We start from the raw sequence: 17,841 nt of genomic DNA, 5'->3' as shown, positions 1-17,841 counted from the left end.
AGTGGCAGGGGATAGCGTCTTTGACGTGAAGCGATCGACTCAAGCAAATCGGGTGGAACCCATGGCAGGAACCGACCGCGAGAAGGCGCTCGACGCCGCTCTCGCACAAATTGAACGGCAATTCGGGAAGGGCGCGGTGATGCGCCTCGGTGAGCGGCCGAACGAACCCGTCGAGGTCATCCCCACCGGGTCGACCGCGCTCGACGTCGCGCTCGGCGTCGGCGGCCTGCCGCGCGGCCGTGTGGTGGAGGTGTACGGCCCCGAGTCCTCCGGAAAGACGACCCTGACGCTGCACGCGGTGGCGAACGCGCAGCGGGCCGGTGGCGCGGTGGCCTTCGTGGACGCCGAGCACGCCCTCGACCCCGAGTACGCGAAGAAGCTCGGCGTCGACATCGACAATCTGATCCTGTCCCAGCCGGACAACGGCGAGCAGGCGCTCGAAATCGTGGACATGCTGGTCCGCTCCGGCGCGCTCGACCTCATCGTCATCGACTCCGTCGCCGCGCTGGTGCCGCGCGCGGAGATCGAGGGCGAGATGGGCGACTCGCACGTCGGTCTCCAGGCGCGGCTGATGAGCCAGGCCCTCCGGAAGATCACCAGCGCGCTCAACCAGTCCAAGACCACCGCGATCTTCATCAACCAGCTCCGCGAGAAGATCGGCGTGATGTTCGGCTCGCCGGAGACCACGACGGGTGGCCGTGCGCTCAAGTTCTACGCCTCGGTGCGGCTCGACATCCGCCGTATCGAGACCCTGAAGGACGGCACCGACGCCGTCGGCAACCGCACCCGCGTCAAGGTCGTCAAGAACAAGGTCGCGCCGCCCTTCAAGCAGGCGGAGTTCGACATCCTCTACGGCCAGGGCATCAGCCGCGAGGGCGGCCTGATCGACATGGGTGTGGAGCACGGCTTCGTGCGGAAGGCCGGCGCCTGGTACACGTACGAGGGCGACCAGCTCGGCCAGGGCAAGGAGAACGCGCGCAACTTCCTCAAGGACAACCCCGATCTCGCCAATGAGATCGAGAAGAAGATCCTGGAGAAGCTGGGCGTCGGTGTGCGGCCGGACGCGGCGACGGCCGAGCCCGCGGCCGGCGCGGCGGGTGCTCCGGCTCCCGCGGAGGATTCGGCCAAGTCCGTGCCCGCGCCCGCCTCCAAAGCCAAGTCGGCCAAGGCGGCCACGGCCAAGAGTTAGTACGTCCGATGCCTTATGAGAAGAGGCGGCGGACGGAAAGGCCGGGCGACAGCTCCGACCCGTCGAGGGCCGGGCAGGAGCTGTCGCCCCAGGATCCGGCGGAGCGGGCGCGGGCGATCTGTCTGCGCCTGCTCACCGGAACCCCTCGTACCCGCAAACAGCTGGCGGACGCGCTGGCCAAGCGGGAGATCCCCGAGGATGTGGCGCGGGAAGTGCTCTCCCGCTTCGAGGACGTGGGGCTGATCGACGACGCGGCGTTCGCCGACGCCTGGGTGGAGTCCCGGCATCACGGCCGGGGCCTGGCCCGGCGTGCGCTCGCCCGTGAGCTGCGTACGAAAGGGGTGGACGCTGCCCTGATCGACGAGGCGGTCGGGCAGCTGGACTCCGACCAGGAGGAGGCGACCGCACGCGAGTTGGTCGCCCGCAAGCTCCGCGCCACCCGTGGCATGGAGCGCGACAGAAGACTGCGCAGGCTCGCGGGCATGCTCGCTCGCAAGGGCTATCCGGAGGGCCTGGCGCTCCGGGTGGTCCGCCAGGCGCTGGAGGAGGAGGGGGAGGACACCGAGGGGCTGGATGAGGACCTCTACTAGACCCCTGTCCGGTCGGCCGCAACGCCTGGGGCGACGCTTGGTCCAGGTCCAGGTCCAGGTCCAGGTCCGGGTCCAGGCCCAGATACAGGTAAAGGTCCAGGTAAAGGTCCTGATCCAGATGTCCGGGGGTGCCTACGTCCCGTCCGTGTCCTCGTCGTCCGCGCCGCCGGTGGCCGCCGTGGCAACCGGCAGACCCTCGGCCTTCCACGCCTGGAACCCGCCGACGAGGTCGGTCGCGCGGTGGAGCCCCAGCTGCCGCAGGGACACCGCCGCGAGGCTTGACGCGTACCCCTCGTTACAGATCACCACCACCCGCAGATCGTGGCTGGTGGCCTCCCGCGCACGATGGCTGCCCTGGGGGTCGAGCCGCCACTCCAGCTCATTGCGCTCGACGACCAGCGCCCCTGGGATCAGTCCGTCACGCTCGCGCAGCGCCGCGTACCGGATGTCCACCAGCAGCGCGCCGTCCGCGGCGGCCTCGGCCGCTTCGCTCGGCCCTACTCGGTCCAGGTCCTCACGGACCCGTTCCAGCAGCTCGTCTATCCCCACCGGCTCGATCCCCGCGCGCTCGGTCGTGGCCTGGTCCGTCACTGCCACTCCTCGGGACGCTCGACCTGCTCAAGGCGGAGCACGGCGCCCGTTCGGCTGTAGCGCCGCATCAGCGGGAGCGGCGGGTAGTAGGCGTGTACGGAGACGGCGTGCTCGGCGCCGGACTCGTTCCGTACCTCGTGCACATGGTGCCTGCCGAACGCCCGGCCTTCCCCGGCCGTCAACTGCCGCTCGCGGTCGACGCCTTCGGCCAGCTCCAGGGTCTTCCACCCCTCGGTGGGCAGCCGGGCCGCGAGCGAGTCCTCTTTGAGGGTGCCCGCCGCGGTGGCGAACGCGCCGTGCGAGCCGCCATGGTCGTGCCAGCCGGTTCCCGTGCCGGGCGGCCAGCCGATCAGCCATGCCTCACTGCCCGCGGGACCGTTGAGCCGGATCCATGTACGGCCCTCCGGGTCCAGCGGAAGCGAGGAGACCAGATCGGTGTCTGCCGCGCTCCTGCGGACGAAGTCGAGCAGCTCGGCAGGGGTGGGCCCGGCGGCCGAGGGCGTCGCGGCGGCGCGACCGGCGTCAGCGGCGGCGGTGCCGGTGCCGACTGTGGAGGTACGTACAGGTAGAGACATGGTGACCGTCCTGAGATGTTCGCGAAGAGGTGCTGTCGCGGTGTCGCGCGAGAGCGTGTGAAGACAAAGGGCGAATCAGCAGGACGGGCGACACACGCAGCCCGCGTAGCGGAGCAAGTCCATATGAACTCTCCGCCACAGGCGCACATCGGTGTCGGTCACGTTCCGGAGTACACCATGCGAGCCCGCGGCGGTCAATCGGTGTTCGCAGTGTGGTCAGGGGGCGTCCGCGCGCACCTCCGACGAAGCGGAAGGGGCGGAAGGACTGCCTCCGCGCGCCGCGTCCGCCGCCGCGTAGAGATCGGCGGGGCGCACCCCGCCGAAGGCCGCCACCAGATGGCCGTCCGGCCGCACCAGCAGCACGGTGTGCGCGGAGGCCCCCGGGTAGGCCTCCGTGACCAGCAGCTCGGCCCGTACCGGCAGGGCGGTCACCGCCGCGGCCAGCCGCGGCATCACCCCCGCCGTCAGCCAGTGCCGCCGGTCCCACACCCCGGTGCCCGGCGCGACCAGCACCACCAGATACAGGCCACGGCCGAGCCGGTCCGCGAGCCGTACGGTCGTACCGTCGGGCGCGGTCACCCGTACGTCCTCGACGGGGGCGCCGGGGGGCGTACCGACGGCCGTCTGCGCCTCGGCGTGCGGAGGCGCGAGGGGGGAGTGTGGATAGGAGGGCGGTGCCCCCAATGGTCCGTGCCCCAGATGCCCGTCGGCGAGCAGCGTGTCGTGGCCGCGCGTGGCGCCCGGCATATACGTACGCAGCCCGCCGCCGCCCCGCAGTATCGGCAGCGACTGATCGGCCGCGCGCAGCCGGGCGGCGACGGCCGTGCGCCGCTCCGCCTGATAGCTGTCCAGCAGGGTCTCCGACGCCCCGTGGTGCCAGTCCTCGGCGATCTTCCAGGCGAGGTTGCTGACGTCCCGCAAACCTTCGTCGAGCCCTTGGGTGCCCACCGCGCCCAGCAGATGGGCCGCGTCACCGGCGAGGAAGGCCCGACCGGCGCGCCAGCGCCTGGCCAGCCGGTGGTGCAGGGTGTAGACGCCCGTGTCGAGCAGCTCGTACGGCGGTGTCTCGCCGCACCAGCCCGCCAGGGTGTCCCGTAACCGCGTCACCAGCGCGTCGGGCGTGACCAGTTCGCCCCGGGCGGGCAGCAGCCAGTCGAGCCGCCACACACCGTCCGCCAGCGGCCTGGCGGACACCTCCTCGCCGCCGCCGGTCCAGGGAGGTTGCCGGTGCAGCAGCGCCTCGCCCGGCCAGGGCAGTTCGGCGCGGAGCGCGGCGACGGCATGTCGCTCCACCGCCGTACGGCCGGGAAAGCGGATGCCGAGGAGCTTGCGGACCGTGGACCTGGCGCCGTCGCACCCCACCAGATGGCTGCCGCGCCACCAGGTCGCCCCCGGGCCTTGGCTGTGCACGGTGACTCCGCGGTCGTCCTGCTCCAGCGAGTCGAGCCGGTTGCCGGTGACCATGTGCACCAGCTCCTGGCCGGCGAGGGCGCTCCGCAGCCCGCGCGAGAGGGCGTGCTGGGGGATGTGCAGGGGCGCGGGGGGGCCGTCCTCGCCGAGCGGCAGCTCCCGCATCAGCTGCTTGCGCCGCATCAGACGCCAGCCGACCCAGTGCGCCCCCTCATCACGGAGGGTGGCGCAGCCCAGCCGGGCCAGCAGGGCGGCGGTGTCGGGCCGCAGTATCGCGGTACGGGCCGGACGCGGCTCGTCCGCCCCGGTCCCCTCGTCCAGGAGGACGGAGGGGACACCCTGCGCGGCGAGGGCCAGGGAGAGCGCGAGACCGACGGGGCCCGCGCCGGCGACGATCACCGGGTCCACGGCGCGACCCCTCCGGCCCGTGCGGTCATACGGTCAAGGGCGGTAGGAGCCCGGTGCGTGATCACAGAACGTATGCAACCTACTGGGGGTGCCCGCGTCAAGCGACGGGCTGAGCGGCGCGTACCCTCCTGTCCCGCGCGCCCCAGGAGGAACCCCCTTCAGCCGGAACCGCCTCAGACGGAAGCGTTGCCGCCGTCCATGGTGCGCCCCGGGCCGCCGTAGGCCTGATTCGGCTCTCCGGCTCCGAGAACCGCGCCGGTGCTCTTCTTGCCCCGGCGCAGCCGCTTCTCCAGCCACCCGGCGAAGGTGGTGAGGATGAAGTTCAGGACGATATAGATCAGCGCGATGACGACGAGTGTGGCGATGGTGTTGGCGCCGTAGTTCGCGGTGATCGCGCGGTTCTGCGCGAGCAGTTCGGACAGCCCCAGGATGGCGCCGCCCAGCGCGGTGTCCTTGACGATCACCACCAGTTGGCTGACCAGGGCCGGCAGCATCGCGGTCACGGCCTGCGGCAGCAGGACGTACGACATGGTCTGGCCCTTGCGCATCCCGATCGCCTTCGCGGCGTCGGTCTGGCCGCTCGGCAGGGTGAGGATGCCGGCCCGGACGATCTCGGCGATGACCGAGGCGTTGTAGAGCACCAGGCCCGTCACCACGGCGTACAGCGGCCTGAGGTCCGAGGAGACATCGCTGAACTGCACATACAGCGCGCTGGCGAACACCATCATGATCAGGACCGGGATGGCGCGGAAGAACTCCACGACCACGCCGACCGGAACCCGGATCCACGCGTGGTCGGAGAGCCGGCCGATGCCGAGCAGCGCGCCGAACGGCAGGGCTATGACGATGGCGAGGGCCGCGGCCTTGAGGGTTTCCCCGAGCCCGGGCAGCAGATAGGTCGTCCAGACCGCGGAGTCCGTGACGAACGGGCTCCACTTCTCGGACGCGAGCTGTTCCTTCTCGGCCATGGTGGCCAGCACCCACCACGCGGCGAGCGCGAACAGCACCAGGAACACCAGCGTGTAGAGGATGTTGCGCCGCTTGGCGCGTGGCCCCGGGGTGTCGTACAGGACGGACGTGTCACTCATCGCTTCACCGCCACGCGCTTGCTGACCCAGCCCAGAAGCAGGCCGGTCGGGAGGGTGAGAACGACAAAGCCGAAGGCGATCACCGCGAAGACGGCGAAGAGCGCGCTGCTCTCGTTCTCGATCATTGTCTTCATCAGTGCCGAGGCTTCCGCGACCCCGATGGCCGCGGCGACCGTCGTGTTCTTGGTCAGCGCGATCAGCACGTTGGCCAGCGGCGCCACCACGGAGCGGAACGCCTGGGGCAGCACGATCAGTACCAGCACCTGGAAGAAGCTCAGCCCCAGCGCGCGGGCGGCCTCCGCCTGCCCGACGGGCACGGTATTGATGCCGGACCGCAGGGACTCACAGACGAAGGTGCCCGTGTAGGCGACCAGGCCCAGTACGGCCAGCCGGAAGCCGATGGACTTGAAGTCCCCGCCGCCGAGCGTGATCTGGAGGGTCTGGCCGAGCCCCAGCGAACAGCCGACGAGAACGACGGTCAGTGGGGTGTTACGGACGATATTGACGTACGCGGTACCGAAGGTACGCATGAGTGGTACGGGACTGACCCGCATCCCGGCCAGCAGCGTTCCCCATATCAGGGAACCCACCGCGGAATAGAGGGTGAGCTGCACCGTCACCCAGAAGGCGCCGAGCAGGTCGTACTGCCCGGAATCAAGAAAGTCGAACACGATGCCCCGCGCTCTCCCCTGGTTTGCTGGTGGGTACGCGCCGCCGGCCCGGCCGGCGGCGCGTCACTGCTTCTCTCAGCTCGCGTCGATCTTCGGGGCGGGCTCGTTCTTGTAGTTGGCCGGACCGAAGTTGGCGGTCACGGCCTTCTGCCAGGAACCGTCCGAGACCATCTTGGTCAGGGCGTCGTTGATCTTCTTCTGCAGGTCGGTGTCGCCCTTCTTGAGGCCGATACCGTAGGGCTCGTCGCTGAGCTTGAGGCCCACGAGCTTGAACTTGCCCTGGTGCTCCTGCTGTGAGGCGTAGCCCGCGAGGATGGAGTCGTCCGTGGTCAGGGCGTCAACGGCCTTGTTCTCCAGGCCGGTCAGGCACTCGGAGTAGCCACCGAACTCCTGGAGGTCCGCCTTCGGCGCGAGCTTGTCCGCGATGTTCTGCGCCGAGGTGGAGCCGGTGACCGAACAGAGCTTCTTGGAGTTGAGGTCCTCGGCCTTGGTGATGGAGGAGTCGTCCGCGCGGACCAGCAGGTCCTGGTGGGCGAGGAAGTACGGGCCGGCGAAGTCGACCTTCTTCTTCCGCTCGTCGTTGATCGTGTAGCTGGCGGCGACGAACTTCACGTCTCCGTTGGAGATCAGGTTCTCGCGCTCGGCGCTGGGAGCCTGCTTCCATTCGATGTTCTTGGCGTCGTAGCCCAGTTCCTTGGCCACGTAGGTCGCGACATCGACGTCGAAGCCGGCGAACGTGCCGTCGGGCTTCTTCAGACCGAGGCCCGGCTGGTCGAACTTGATACCGATGGTGATCTTGTCGCCGCCGCCGTCACCGCCGGCGCTGTCACTGCTGTCGCCGCCGCAGGCGGTCGCGGTCAGAGAGAGGACGACAACGGCGGCGGCCGCCGCGCTTGCCTTGCGAAGCTTCATGCGTGAACTTCCCTCGGGTGAGACGTGAACGAACCGGTTCCGCCGCACTCGGCGGAACCGTAACAAGAGCCGTGATGAGCCAGGTGAACGGTCCGGTGAAAGATCTCTGTGGGAGATCCGTGTCCAGAGCGTCGGTCAGTGATGCAGGATCTTCGACAGGAAGTCCTTGGCGCGGTCACTGCGTGGGTTGCTGAAGAACTCGTCGGGCGTGGCCTGTTCGACGATCCGGCCGTCCGCCATGAAGACAACCCGGTTCGCCGCGGAGCGCGCGAAACCCATCTCATGGGTGACGACGACCATCGTCATTCCGTCACGCGCCAACTGCTGCATGACCTCAAGTACTTCATTGATCATCTCGGGGTCGAGCGCGGAGGTAGGCTCGTCGAAGAGCATGACCTTCGGACCCATCGCCAGCGCCCGCGCGATGGCGACACGCTGCTGCTGGCCACCCGAGAGCTGGGCCGGGTACTTGTCGGCCTGCGAGCCGACGCCCACGCGGTCCAGCAGCGCGCGTGCCTTCTCCTCGGCGTTCGCCTTGTCCGTCTTGCGGACCTTGATCTGGCCCAGCGTGACGTTCTCCAGCACCGTCTTGTGTGCGAAGAGGTTGAACGACTGGAAGACCATGCCGACATCGGCGCGCAGCCGGGCGAGCTCCCTGCCCTCCTCCGGCAGCGGCTTGCCGTCGATCGTGATCGCGCCCGAATCGATCGTCTCCAGGCGGTTGATGGTGCGGCACAGTGTGGACTTGCCGGACCCGGAGGGTCCGATGACGACCACGACCTCGCCACGGGCGATGGTCAGGTCGATGTCCTGGAGCACATGCAGCGCGCCGAAGTGTTTGTTCACGTTGCTCAGTACGACCAGGTCGCCCGTCGCAGGCACGGCGTCCTCGGCGCCCTTGGTCACTGACACTCCGCTCATCGGCTTTTTGCTCCGTCCTCCTCGGTTGGGAGGACCTTAGTCACGCACTGCGATCAGCGTCATTACATCTGAGCGGAAATTGAGCATAACGATCCGGCCGCAACCGGACACTCCGCGTGAAGAGGGCGGTGAGGGGAGTACCGGGTGGGTAACGGAAACCTTGGCGTAACGGGAAGCCCCTTGACTGACCGTGCGCGATCGGCGTGGATGCCTGGTACGTACGAACAGCGCATGAACACGGCGCGACGAAATCAGCGCGACCGATGTCGCGACCGGTTCTGGTCGCGACCGACGTCGTGACCAGAACCGAGACCGTGAAGGGGGCCAGTGAGACTGCTGCTCGTCGAGGACGACGACCATGTGGCCGCCGCCCTGTCGGCCGTGCTCGCCAAGCACGGATTCCAGGTCGTACATGCCCGCAGCGGTGAGGAGGCGCTCCAGGCCGTGCTGCCCGCGGCCAATGTGGGCAAGGCGCCCTTCTCGGTCGTCCTGCTCGACCTCGGACTGCCCGACCAGGACGGCTACCAGGTCTGCGGCAAGATCCGCAGAATCACCTCGACCCCGGTGATCATGGTGACCGCGCGGGCCGATGTCCGCTCCCGGATCCATGGCCTCAACCTCGGCGCCGACGACTACGTGGTCAAGCCGTACGACACCGGCGAACTGCTCGCCCGTATCCATGCCGTCAGCCGGCGCGCCGTCGGCGGGGACGAGTCGGCCCCGGTCCCCGGGGACACCCAGCAGTTCGGGCGGCTCAGCCTCGAACTGCCCACCCGTCGCGTGAGCGTGGACGGCACGGCCGTCCAGCTGACCCGCAAGGAGTTCGATCTGCTCGCCCTGCTCGCCCAGCGCCCCGGTGTGGTGTTCGGCCGTGAACAGATCATCAGCGAGGTCTGGCGCACCAGTTGGGAGGGTACGGGCCGCACGCTGGAGGTCCATGTGGCCTCCCTGCGCGGCAAGCTCGGCATGCCGGCGCTGATCGAGACCGTCCGGGGTGTCGGCTACCGCCTGGTCGTCCCCGGCGCGCACCAGGGTCCGTAACGCCCCGTGCGCACCCGACTTCTTCCGCTGCTCATCATCCTCATGGCGGGCGTACTCCTCGCCCTGGGCTTCCCGCTCGCCGTGAGTCTCGCCGCCGCCGAGCAGCAGCGCGTCGTCGTCGACCGGATCGACGACACCGCGCGGGTCGCGGCCCTGGCCCAGTTCGTCTCCGAGAGCCGCTCGGGCGCCCAGGAACGGCGCACGATGCTGGAGACGGAACTGACCAGGTACTACGAGGTGTACGGGGTCAGGGCCGGTGTCTTCTACCGCGACAACGGCGTCATGGCCCGTGCCCCCGAGGGCTGGAGCGTCCCCGAGGAGGGCCCGGCCCGGCAGTCCTTCGAGGAGGCGCTGCTCGGCCGGCGCAGTGGCGATCCCGAACAGGTCTGGCCCTGGCAGAACGGCCGGCTGATCGTCGACTCGCCGGTCGTACGGGACGGCGATGTCGTCGCCGTGGTCGTGACCGACTCACCGACCGGCCAGATGCGTTCGCGCATCCTCCACGGTTGGCTGATCATCGGCGCGGGCGAGGTGGCGGCCATGCTGCTCGCCGTCGGGGCCGCGATCCGGCTGACCGGCTGGGTGCTCCGTCCCGTACGGGTACTGGACGCCGCCACCCACGACATCGCCACCGGCCGGATGAACTCCCGGGTCGCGGCGGCCGGAGGGCCGCCCGAGCTGCGCCGGCTGGCCAGTTCCTTCAACGAGATGGCCGACAACGTCGAGGATGTGCTGGAACAGCAGCGCGCCTTTGTCGCGGATGCCTCGCATCAACTGCGCAACCCGCTCGCCGCCCTGCTGCTCCGTATCGAACTGCTCAGCCTCGAACTGCCCGACGGGAACGAGGAGATCGCCTCCGTACGGACGGAGGGCAAGCGCCTCGCACAGGTCCTCGACGATCTGCTGGACCTGGCGCTGGCCGAGCACACCGCCGCGGATCTGCGGCTCACCGACATCGGTGCGGTGGCGGCCGAGCGGGTCGCCGCCTGGCGGGCCCTCGCCGAGGAGAAGGGCGTCAGGCTCACGGAACACCGCGCGGCGGTCACCGCCTGGGCCGATCCCATCGCACTCTCCAGCGCCCTGGACGCCGTGATCGACAACGCGCTCAAGTTCACCCCGGCCGACGAGGAGGTCACGGTGGTGGTGGCCCGCGACGGCACGACCTCGAAGATTGTCATCAACGACGGCGGTCCCGGTCTCACGGATGACGAGCTGGCCAGGATCGGGGACCGCTTCTGGCGCAGCAATCGCCACCAGAACATCAAGGGATCGGGCCTCGGCCTGTCCATCTCCCGGGCACTGCTCGCGGCCGGCGGCGGCTCGATCACCTATGAACACGGCGAACCGGGCGGACTCCAGGTCACGTTGAGCGTCCCGAGATCATCCCCGACGGCCTGATCCTGACCGGGAGCCCGCCCGGCCCCCGGGCCAAGGCCCTACGGCTTCTCCGACCGGTAGTACCGCTTGGCGCCCTCATGCAGCGGCAGCGGATCCGTATAGATGGCGGTGCGCAGATCGACGAGCTGCGCGGGATGCACCTCGTCGCCTATTCGGTCCCGGCTGTCGATCACCGTGCGCGTCAAGCCCTCCGTCAGCCCGGCGCTCATCCGGTCGGTGGTCACCAGCAGATTCGCCACCGCGACCGTCGGTACGGCCGTGCCGTTCTGCGCCGTGCCATAGGCGTCGGCGGGTATCACCGCGGAGCGGTAGTAGCGGGACGCGGCCTCGCCCGAGGAATGCAGCCGGTCGACGAGCGGGGACTCCAGCGGCACCAGCCGTATGTCGAAGCGCTCCGACAGGTCCTGGACCGCCCCGGTGGGCAGCCCGCCCGACCAGAAGAAGGCGTCCAGCTCGCCCCGTTCGAGAAGGCCCGGCATCGTGTCGATCCCGACCGAGAACGGGACGATGTCCTTGCGCGGGTCGAGATCCGCGGCGGACAGCAGCCGGTCCGCTATCAGCCGTACCCCTGAGCCCTCCTGCCCCACCCCCACCTTCTTGCCGCGCAGATCGGCGGTGGAACGGATGTCCGCGTCCTTCGCGGCGACCAGCTGCACATAGTCGTCGTACAGCCGCGCGCAGCCGCGCAGCCGGTCCGCGCCCGGCTTGCCGTCCCGCTGGTACTTGGCGACGGCGTCGGCGGTGGCGATGGTGAAATCGGCCTCGCCGGAGGCCACTCGCGCGATGTTCTGCTGTGAGCCCTCGCTCGTACGGAGCTGTATCGACACATCCGGCAGATCACGGGCGAGATCCTGCTTCAGCAGCGTTCCGTACCGCTGATAGACCCCGCTCGTCACGCCCGTGCTGAACGTGACCGAGCCGCTCGGCGCGGACGTCCCGATCGGGAGCAGCCACCACAGCAGCAGCCCGAGCAGCACCAGCACCGCGGCGGCGCCCTGGAGAGCGCGAACGCGGCCGATACGGGACGTGAGGCCGAACATGCTCCGATCCTGTCAGCTCACTCCCCGTAAGGGCCAGGCCCTGTCTTGTGCCCGCCACGGTCGGTTCCCCGCCCGACACGACCTCCGGAGGATGCCCGGGCGCCACGGGAATCCTCGGGCAGCCGTCCCGGCCGACCCCGTACCCTGGTGGGCGAGATGAGCGAGAAGACTTACGAGGTACGCACCTACGGGTGCCAGATGAATGTCCACGACTCCGAGCGGCTGTCGGGTCTGCTGGAGGACGCCGGGTATGTCCGCGCGCCCGACGGCGCCGACGGCGACGCCGATGTCGTTGTCTTCAACACCTGTGCGGTGCGGGAGAACGCCGACAACAAGCTGTACGGCAACCTCGGCCGGCTCGCGCCGATGAAGACCAAGCGGCCGGGCATGCAGATCGCCGTCGGCGGCTGTCTGGCGCAGAAGGACCGCGACACCATCGTGACGCGCGCCCCCTGGGTCGATGTCGTGTTCGGCACGCACAACATCGGCAAGCTGCCGGTGCTGCTGGAGCGCGCCCGGGTCCAGGAAGAGGCCCAGGTCGAGATCGCCGAGTCGCTGGAGGCATTCCCCTCCACGCTGCCGACCCGCCGCGAGTCCGCCTACGCCGCGTGGGTCTCCATCTCCGTCGGCTGCAACAACACCTGCACCTTCTGCATCGTCCCGGCGCTGCGCGGCAAGGAGAAGGACCGCCGCCCCGGCGACATCCTCGCCGAGATCGAGGCGCTGGTCGCCGAAGGGGTCTCCGAGATCACGCTGCTGGGCCAGAACGTCAACGCGTACGGATCCGACATCGGGGACCGCGAGGCGTTCTCCAAGCTGCTGCGGGCCTGTGGCGCGATCGAGGGCCTGGAGCGGGTCCGCTTCACCTCGCCGCACCCGCGCGACTTCACCGACGACGTGATCGCGGCGATGGCCGAGACGACGAATGTGATGCCCCAGCTCCATATGCCGCTCCAGTCCGGCTCGGACACCATCCTGAAGGCGATGCGCCGCTCGTACCGGCAGGATCGCTATCTCGGCATCATCGACAAGGTGCGCGCCGCCATCCCGCACGCCGCCATCTCCACCGACATCATCGTGGGCTTCCCGGGCGAGACCGAGGAGGACTTCGAGCAGACCATGCGGGTCGTGCGCGAGGCGCGCTTCGCGCAGGCGTTCACCTTCCAGTACTCCAAGCGCCCCGGGACCCCGGCCGCCGAGATGGCCGGGCAGATCCCCAAGGCGGTTGTCCAGGAGCGCTACATGCGGCTGTCCGCCCTCCAGGAGGAGATCTCCTGGGAGGAGAACAAGACGCAGGTCGGCAGGGTGCTGGAGGTCATGGTCGCGGAGGGCGAGGGACGCAAGGACGGCGCCACCCACCGGCTCTCCGGACGCGCCCCCGACAACCGCCTCGTCCACTTCACCAAGCCGGACGAGGCGGTGCGTCCCGGCGATGTGGTCACCGTCGAGATCACCTATGCCGCGCCGCACCATCTGCTCGCCGAGGGACCGACACGGACGGTACGCCGCACCCGCGCCGGAGACGCCTGGGACCTGCGGAACGCGACCGAGGCCGCGAAGCCCGCGGGTGTGCTGCTGGGGCTGCCCACGGTCGGGGTCCCGGCCCCGTTGCCGGCCGTGACGGGCGGCTGCTCCGTCGAGTGACGGCGCAGCCGCCCGGCCGCGGGGCACCGCTCTCCTGGGTGCCCGCCTTCCGCGGGTACCCGCCCTCCCTGGGGCCTGCCGTACGCGGGGCACCGCGCTCCGTCGGAACCCGCCCTCCGTGCGGCCTCTCTCCGCGCGCGCGGGCCGGAGAACTCGCTCGTCTAGGCTGCGGATCATGCTCGTAGCCGCCGCCATGTGTCCCAGTCCGCCCCTGCTCGTACCCTCCGTGGCCGCCGGAGCAGCCCCCGAGCTCGATGCCGCGCGCGCGGCGTGCGCCGATGCCCTCGGGGTGCTGGCGGCCGCCGGGCCCGAGCGGCTGATCGTCGTCGGACCTGCCGAGCGGGAGCGCCGGGGAGAGCACCCCTCGGGGGCCGTCGGCTCTTTCCGTGGCTTCGGCGTGGACCTCGATGTCGTCCTGGGCGCGGGCACGGCCACGAAGCGGGCGGGTACCGGCGAGAGCCCCGGACGGGAGCTGCCGGCGTCCCTGGCGGTGGCCGCCTGGCTGCTCGAACGCGCCCATTGGGCCGCCGCCCCCGTCAGTGGGCTGGGCGTGGGGGAATCTCTCGATACCGAGCCGTGCCTTCGGACGGGACGGGAGCTCGCGGCGCGGGCCGGCAGGGTGGCGCTGCTGGTGATGGGCGACGCCAGCGCATGCCGCTCGCTGAAGGCGCCGGGGTATCTGGACGAACGGGCGGCCGGATTCGACGAGGAGGTGGCCCGGGCCCTGCGCACGGCGGACGTGGCGGCGTTGACGGCGCTGGACGCGGAGCTGGCGTACGCGCTCAAGGCGGCGGGCCGGGCACCCTGGCAGGTGCTCGCGGGCGCAGCCGAGGGGGCAGGTCTGGGCGGCGAGCTGCTGTACGAGGACGCGCCCTACGGCGTGGGTTATCTCGTCGCGGCCTGGTCGTAGCGCGGGCCCCGTCTCGGAGAAGGCGCGGTCTCCGAGAAGAACGCGGTCCCCCAGAACGTGGTTCCCGGGAAGAAAGCTGTCCCCGGGCACACACAACGACGGCCACGAAGCGCTGCCAAGCGCCTCGCGGCCGTCCTGGCCGGTGTGCCGGCCTCTGTGCGTCGAGGATCAGGAAGCGGGCGGTGGCGGCGGGGTGCTGCCGTCATCCTTGTGAGCGAGCTTGCCCAGGGCGTCCTTGGCTTTGCCCGTCCCGCTGTCGATCTTGTCGCTGTACTTGCCCTTGGTCTTCTGATCGACCGTGCGGGCGGCCTTCTCAAGCCCGTGCTCGATCTTGTCCCCGTGCTGCTGCGCGAGGTCAGCGACCTTGTTCTTGGCCGGGCCGATCTTGGCCTTCAATGAATCCAGGAAGCTCATGGGCCACCTTCCCTCGGAGGAGACAACAGCCTACTTGCAGCCTACTTGCGGGTGCTCTTCCCGGCCTCATTGTCCGCCGCGGCCTCCGCCGACTGCTGCTTCGGGATCTCCACGCCCTCCGCCGCCGCCGGCTCGGGCCCGGCACTCTCCGCAGGCTCGGCCGTCACCGTTCCGGTCTCCCCGGATTCGGCCTCCGCCGCCACGACAACGCTGTCCGCGGCGGGATCGGCCGTGGGAGTGGTAGCCGGTGCCTGCGCGGTTGACGCTTCTGACGCGGTTACCGACTTCCGGCGAAACCGTGAAAAAACACCCATATCTTCTCCATACATTACTCGTGAGGGCGAAATTCCGCGCCGCCCGGAGCGTCCCCTTGCGTCGCCCAGGGGCACCGGCCGCAAAACCGGCGGCCGGAACCTCGCAACGGGCAACGAAGCCGATCATGTGCCGTCACGTAACTCATTCGGGGAGCGGCCTGTGTGTTTGCGAGACTGGGGCAGTGAGAAGCGCAGCTACCGCACCGCGGGTCATCGCCGTCGTCGGTCCCACCGCGGCCGGCAAGTCCGATCTGGGTGTTCATCTCGCCCGGCAGCTCGACGGTGAGGTCGTCAACGCCGACTCCATGCAGCTCTACCGGGGGATGGACATCGGGACCGCCAAACTGACGACCGAGGAGCGTGCCGGCGTCCCGCATCACCTCCTGGACATCTGGGAGGTCACCGAGACCGCCAGCGTCGCCGAGTACCAGCGGCGCGCCAGGGCGGAGATCGACCGGCTGCTCGCCGCGGGCCGTACCCCCGTCCTGGTGGGCGGCTCGGGACTGTACGTACGCGGTGCCATCGACGCCCTCGATTTCCCCGGCACCGATCCCGAGATTCGCTCCCGGCTGGAGAGCGAGCTGACCCTGCGCGGGTCCGGCGCCCTGCACGCCCGGCTGTCCGCCGCGGACCCTCAGGCCGGCCGCGCGATCCTGCCCAGCAACGGCCGCCGTATCGTCCGGGCGCTGGAGGTGATCGAGATCACCGGCAAGCCCTTCACCGCCAATCTGCCGGGCCATGACTCGGTCTACGACACCGTTCAGATCGGCGTCGATGTCGCCCGCCCCGAGCTGGACGAGCGGATCGCGCGGCGCGTGGACCGGATGTGGGACGAGGGGCTGGTGGACGAGGTGCGGGGCCTGGAGGCCCGGGGGCTGCGCCAGGGACGTACGGCCTCGCGCGCCCTCGGCTACCAGCAGGTGCTCGCGGCGCTCGCGGGAGAGTGCACCGATGACGAGGCGCGCGCCGAGACCGTACGCGCCACCAAACGCTTCGCGCGCCGGCAGGACTCCTGGTTCCGTCGCGACGCGCGGGTGCACTGGCTGGGCGGCGGATCGGAGCACCGGGAGGAACTGCCGCACCGGGCGCTGGCGTTGGTCGAACGAGCGGTCACAGCCTGATCACGTGATGGCATCGGGACGCCCCGTGCGCCCTTGCGGTACCTCCGGGCGTGCCATCATCGAGCATCGATCGACCATCGGGCATCGATCGACCAGTGAAGTCCGATTGGGGAGGGCGCGTGGCGATGGAGGCCGGCCCTCGCGACAGAGAACCCACGGCACCGGACATCCCGGACGCCTCCCCGGGGCTGAGCCCCGACGGTCCGGAGGACGAGGCCACGACCCCCGAGGTCGAGGTCGAACTGCGTCCCCAGCGCCGGATGCGGATCTGGCAGCTCGCCCCGATCGTGGGGCTCGCCGCGATCGGCTCGCTGATGTTCGCCTTCCCCCTCGCCTTCGGCACCGGGGACGGCGGCGCGGTGGTCGCCATGCTGGGGCTGCTGATCAGCTGCTGCGCGGCGGGCTGGGCCATGATGGCCGCCCGCAGGGTCGGCCACACCTGGCCGGGGCTGCCGACCCGCGCCTCCGGTGAGCGCCCCGACTGGCGGGTCATCGCCCTGTACCTCTCCGTGGCCGCCGCCCTGGTCGCCCTCGCCGTCTGGCGGGTCGCGCGGCTGCGCTGACCGCGCGGTGGTGATGTCGGTCCCCGCTCGTACGATGGACACCGTGAGCACCTTCCCGACCGCGCCGGTCGCCTTCCTCAAGGGACACGGGACCGAGAACGACTTCGTGATCGTCCCCGACCCGGACAACGCCATCGATCTGCCCGCCCACGCCGTCGCCGCCCTGTGCGACCGCAGGGCCGGTATCGGCGGCGACGGGCTGCTGCATGTCGTGCGGTCGGCCGCGCACCCCGAGGCGCGCGCCATGGCCGGCGAGGCGGAGTGGTTCATGGACTACCGCAACGCCGACGGATCCATCGCCGAGATGTGCGGCAATGGCGTGCGGGTCTTCGCCCGCTATCTCCAGCGCGCCGGCCAGGTGACGGCGGGCGATCTGGCGGTGGCCACGCGCGGCGGGGTGAAGCGTGTGCACCTCGCCAAGAGCGCGGGCCGCTCGGTGACCGGGGCCGAGGACGGCGACATCACGGTCCGTATGGGGCGTGCCCTCCTCCCCGACGACGGGGTGACCGTGGCCGTCGGCGGCCGGGAGTGGCCCGCACGGAATGTCAACATGGGCAATCCGCACGCGGTCGCGTTCGTGGAGGAGCTGGCGCACGCGGGGAATCTCTTCTCCGAGCCGCCCGTGAGCCCCGCGTCCGTCTATCCGGACGGCGTGAATGTCGAATTCGTCGTCGACCGCGGTCCGCGCCATGTCGCCATGCGCGTCCATGAGCGCGGCTCCGGCGAGACACGCTCCTGCGGTACGGGCGCCTGCGCCGTGGCCGTCGCCGCGGCCCGTAGGGACGGCATCGACCCCGCGGTGACCGGGGCCCCCGTCGCCTACACCGTGGATCTGCCGGGCGGACGGCTCGTCATCACGGAACACCCGGACGGCGAGATCGAGATGACCGGTCCCGCCGTCATCGTCGCGGAGGGGCATCTGGATCCGGCCTGGCTCGAAACGGCCTTCGCAACACGCACGCTCTGAAGCTCGCTCGAATGGGTGATCCGTTTCACGCCGGGCGAGAGCGGGACTGCTCCACGTGGTGGGCTCGATAGCAT

The 17,841-nt window shown here is 70.1% G+C and carries 19 protein-coding genes and 1 pseudogene; 9 read left to right on the top strand and 11 right to left on the bottom strand.

Annotated features, from left to right (window positions below; translation table 11 throughout):
* The first annotated feature begins 61 nt into the window (after positions 1 to 61).
* Together recA and recX are read left to right on the top strand one after the other, a co-directional pair.
* Complete coding sequence (gene recA, locus ABTZ59_RS05310) at positions 62 to 1,189, top strand: recombinase RecA (RefSeq protein WP_351390878.1); 1,128 nt, start codon at positions 62 to 64, stop codon at positions 1,187 to 1,189.
* Positions 1,120 to 1,779, top strand: a pseudogene (gene recX, locus ABTZ59_RS05305) (recombination regulator RecX); the annotation flags it as partial. The gene recA and the pseudogene recX, both read left to right, overlap by 70 nt.
* A 132-nt stretch (positions 1,780 to 1,911) precedes the next feature.
* Here recX and ABTZ59_RS05300 read toward each other — a convergent pair.
* The 8 genes from ABTZ59_RS05300 to ABTZ59_RS05265 form a co-directional block, all read right to left on the bottom strand.
* Complete coding sequence (locus ABTZ59_RS05300; RefSeq protein WP_351390875.1) at positions 1,912 to 2,370, bottom strand: rhodanese-like domain-containing protein; 459 nt, start codon at positions 2,368 to 2,370, stop codon at positions 1,912 to 1,914.
* Positions 2,367 to 2,945: a cupin domain-containing protein gene (locus tag ABTZ59_RS05295; protein WP_351390872.1), complete on the bottom strand. Its 579-nt coding sequence runs from the start codon at positions 2,943 to 2,945 to the stop codon at positions 2,367 to 2,369. The genes ABTZ59_RS05300 and ABTZ59_RS05295 overlap by 4 nt, the downstream gene beginning before the upstream one ends.
* A 75-nt stretch (positions 2,946 to 3,020) precedes the next feature.
* Positions 3,021 to 3,092, bottom strand: a complete 72-nt coding sequence (locus tag ABTZ59_RS05290) for a putative leader peptide (RefSeq protein WP_310851512.1) — start codon at positions 3,090 to 3,092, stop codon at positions 3,021 to 3,023.
* A 69-nt stretch (positions 3,093 to 3,161) separates the two neighbouring features.
* Complete coding sequence (locus tag ABTZ59_RS05285; protein WP_351390869.1) at positions 3,162 to 4,763, bottom strand: FAD-dependent monooxygenase; 1,602 nt, start codon at positions 4,761 to 4,763, stop codon at positions 3,162 to 3,164.
* Positions 4,764 to 4,936: 173 nt separating this feature from the next.
* A complete protein-coding gene (locus tag ABTZ59_RS05280) occupies positions 4,937 to 5,851 on the bottom strand; it encodes an amino acid ABC transporter permease (protein ID WP_351390866.1) in 915 nt (304 codons plus the stop codon).
* Complete coding sequence (locus tag ABTZ59_RS05275) at positions 5,848 to 6,522, bottom strand: amino acid ABC transporter permease (protein ID WP_351390863.1); 675 nt, start codon at positions 6,520 to 6,522, stop codon at positions 5,848 to 5,850. Before ABTZ59_RS05275 ends, ABTZ59_RS05280 begins: the two co-directional genes overlap by 4 nt.
* A gap of 75 nt (positions 6,523 to 6,597) precedes the next feature.
* The gene (locus ABTZ59_RS05270; RefSeq protein ID WP_351390860.1) at positions 6,598 to 7,434 is read right to left on the bottom strand and encodes a glutamate ABC transporter substrate-binding protein; all 837 of its coding nucleotides are present in this window, start codon (positions 7,432 to 7,434) and stop codon (positions 6,598 to 6,600) included.
* A gap of 135 nt (positions 7,435 to 7,569) precedes the next feature.
* A complete protein-coding gene (locus tag ABTZ59_RS05265; protein WP_351390857.1) occupies positions 7,570 to 8,355 on the bottom strand; it encodes an amino acid ABC transporter ATP-binding protein in 786 nt (261 codons plus the stop codon).
* A gap of 327 nt (positions 8,356 to 8,682) precedes the next feature.
* On the opposite strand from ABTZ59_RS05265, the gene ABTZ59_RS05260 reads away from it, so the two are divergent.
* On the top strand, positions 8,683 to 9,396 hold the full coding sequence (locus ABTZ59_RS05260) for a response regulator transcription factor (RefSeq protein ID WP_351390852.1): 714 nt from the start codon (positions 8,683 to 8,685) through the stop codon (positions 9,394 to 9,396).
* Between the two features lie 6 nt (positions 9,397 to 9,402).
* On the top strand, positions 9,403 to 10,794 hold the full coding sequence (locus ABTZ59_RS05255; protein WP_351390850.1) for a sensor histidine kinase: 1,392 nt from the start codon (positions 9,403 to 9,405) through the stop codon (positions 10,792 to 10,794).
* Between the two features lie 38 nt (positions 10,795 to 10,832).
* Here the strand turns inward: ABTZ59_RS05255 and ABTZ59_RS05250 are convergent, their stop codons facing one another.
* Positions 10,833 to 11,834 (bottom strand): TAXI family TRAP transporter solute-binding subunit, encoded by a 1,002-nt coding sequence (locus tag ABTZ59_RS05250; protein WP_351390846.1) that lies wholly within the window; start codon positions 11,832 to 11,834, stop codon positions 10,833 to 10,835.
* Positions 11,835 to 11,990: 156 nt separating this feature from the next.
* On the opposite strand from ABTZ59_RS05250, the gene miaB reads away from it, so the two are divergent.
* Positions 11,991 to 13,478 (top strand): tRNA (N6-isopentenyl adenosine(37)-C2)-methylthiotransferase MiaB, encoded by a 1,488-nt coding sequence (gene miaB / locus ABTZ59_RS05245; protein WP_351390843.1) that lies wholly within the window; start codon positions 11,991 to 11,993, stop codon positions 13,476 to 13,478.
* Between the two features lie 175 nt (positions 13,479 to 13,653).
* Positions 13,654 to 14,388: a class III extradiol dioxygenase subunit B-like domain-containing protein gene (locus tag ABTZ59_RS05240; RefSeq protein ID WP_351390840.1), complete on the top strand. Its 735-nt coding sequence runs from the start codon at positions 13,654 to 13,656 to the stop codon at positions 14,386 to 14,388.
* A gap of 168 nt (positions 14,389 to 14,556) precedes the next feature.
* Here ABTZ59_RS05240 and ABTZ59_RS05235 read toward each other — a convergent pair whose 3' ends face one another.
* Both ABTZ59_RS05235 and ABTZ59_RS05230 read right to left on the bottom strand, forming a co-directional pair.
* Complete coding sequence (locus ABTZ59_RS05235; RefSeq protein WP_351390837.1) at positions 14,557 to 14,802, bottom strand: antitoxin; 246 nt, start codon at positions 14,800 to 14,802, stop codon at positions 14,557 to 14,559.
* Positions 14,803 to 14,843: 41 nt separating this feature from the next.
* Entirely contained in the window at positions 14,844 to 14,969 is a 126-nt protein-coding gene (locus ABTZ59_RS05230) for a hypothetical protein (RefSeq protein ID WP_351390834.1), read from the bottom strand.
* A gap of 329 nt (positions 14,970 to 15,298) precedes the next feature.
* On the opposite strand from ABTZ59_RS05230, the gene miaA reads away from it, so the two are divergent.
* The 3 genes from miaA to dapF all read left to right on the top strand — a co-directional run bounded on the left by miaA (position 15,299) and on the right by dapF (position 17,767).
* Positions 15,299 to 16,237, top strand: coding sequence for a tRNA (adenosine(37)-N6)-dimethylallyltransferase MiaA (miaA, locus tag ABTZ59_RS05225; RefSeq protein ID WP_351390832.1), 939 nt, complete (start codon positions 15,299 to 15,301; stop codon positions 16,235 to 16,237).
* Between the two features lie 125 nt (positions 16,238 to 16,362).
* Positions 16,363 to 16,800, top strand: coding sequence for a hypothetical protein (locus tag ABTZ59_RS05220; RefSeq protein ID WP_351390981.1), 438 nt, complete (start codon positions 16,363 to 16,365; stop codon positions 16,798 to 16,800).
* 34 nt (positions 16,801 to 16,834) lie between these two features.
* Positions 16,835 to 17,767, top strand: a complete 933-nt coding sequence (gene dapF / locus ABTZ59_RS05215) for a diaminopimelate epimerase (RefSeq protein WP_351390828.1) — start codon at positions 16,835 to 16,837, stop codon at positions 17,765 to 17,767.
* Positions 17,768 to 17,841: the final 74 nt, after the last annotated feature.

It is taken from the genome of Streptomyces sp. NPDC094034 (assembly GCF_040303865.1).
In the GTDB taxonomy this organism is placed as follows: domain Bacteria; phylum Actinomycetota; class Actinomycetes; order Streptomycetales; family Streptomycetaceae; genus Streptomyces.
The sequence above is the reverse complement of the archived record's forward strand: the minus strand, read 5'-3'. Positions and strand labels throughout refer to the sequence as shown.

What these genes read in the sequence shown, in the direction of transcription:
- recA (WP_351390878.1), top strand. Translation starts at nt 62, where the DNA reads ATGGCAGGAACCGACCGCGAGAAGGCGCTCGACGCCGCTCTCGCACAA.
- ABTZ59_RS05295 (WP_351390872.1), bottom strand. Translation starts at nt 2,945, where the DNA reads ATGTCTCTACCTGTACGTACCTCCACAGTCGGCACCGGCACCGCCGCC.
- ABTZ59_RS05280 (WP_351390866.1), bottom strand. Translation starts at nt 5,851, where the DNA reads ATGAGTGACACGTCCGTCCTGTACGACACCCCGGGGCCACGCGCCAAG.
- ABTZ59_RS05270 (WP_351390860.1), bottom strand. Translation starts at nt 7,434, where the DNA reads ATGAAGCTTCGCAAGGCAAGCGCGGCGGCCGCCGCCGTTGTCGTCCTC.
- ABTZ59_RS05265 (WP_351390857.1), bottom strand. Translation starts at nt 8,355, where the DNA reads ATGAGCGGAGTGTCAGTGACCAAGGGCGCCGAGGACGCCGTGCCTGCG.
- ABTZ59_RS05250 (WP_351390846.1), bottom strand. Translation starts at nt 11,834, where the DNA reads ATGTTCGGCCTCACGTCCCGTATCGGCCGCGTTCGCGCTCTCCAGGGC.
- miaB (WP_351390843.1), top strand. Translation starts at nt 11,991, where the DNA reads ATGAGCGAGAAGACTTACGAGGTACGCACCTACGGGTGCCAGATGAAT.
- ABTZ59_RS05240 (WP_351390840.1), top strand. Translation starts at nt 13,654, where the DNA reads ATGCTCGTAGCCGCCGCCATGTGTCCCAGTCCGCCCCTGCTCGTACCC.
- ABTZ59_RS05235 (WP_351390837.1), bottom strand. Translation starts at nt 14,802, where the DNA reads ATGAGCTTCCTGGATTCATTGAAGGCCAAGATCGGCCCGGCCAAGAAC.
- ABTZ59_RS05220 (WP_351390981.1), top strand. Translation starts at nt 16,363, where the DNA reads ATGGAGGCCGGCCCTCGCGACAGAGAACCCACGGCACCGGACATCCCG.
- dapF (WP_351390828.1), top strand. Translation starts at nt 16,835, where the DNA reads ATGGACACCGTGAGCACCTTCCCGACCGCGCCGGTCGCCTTCCTCAAG.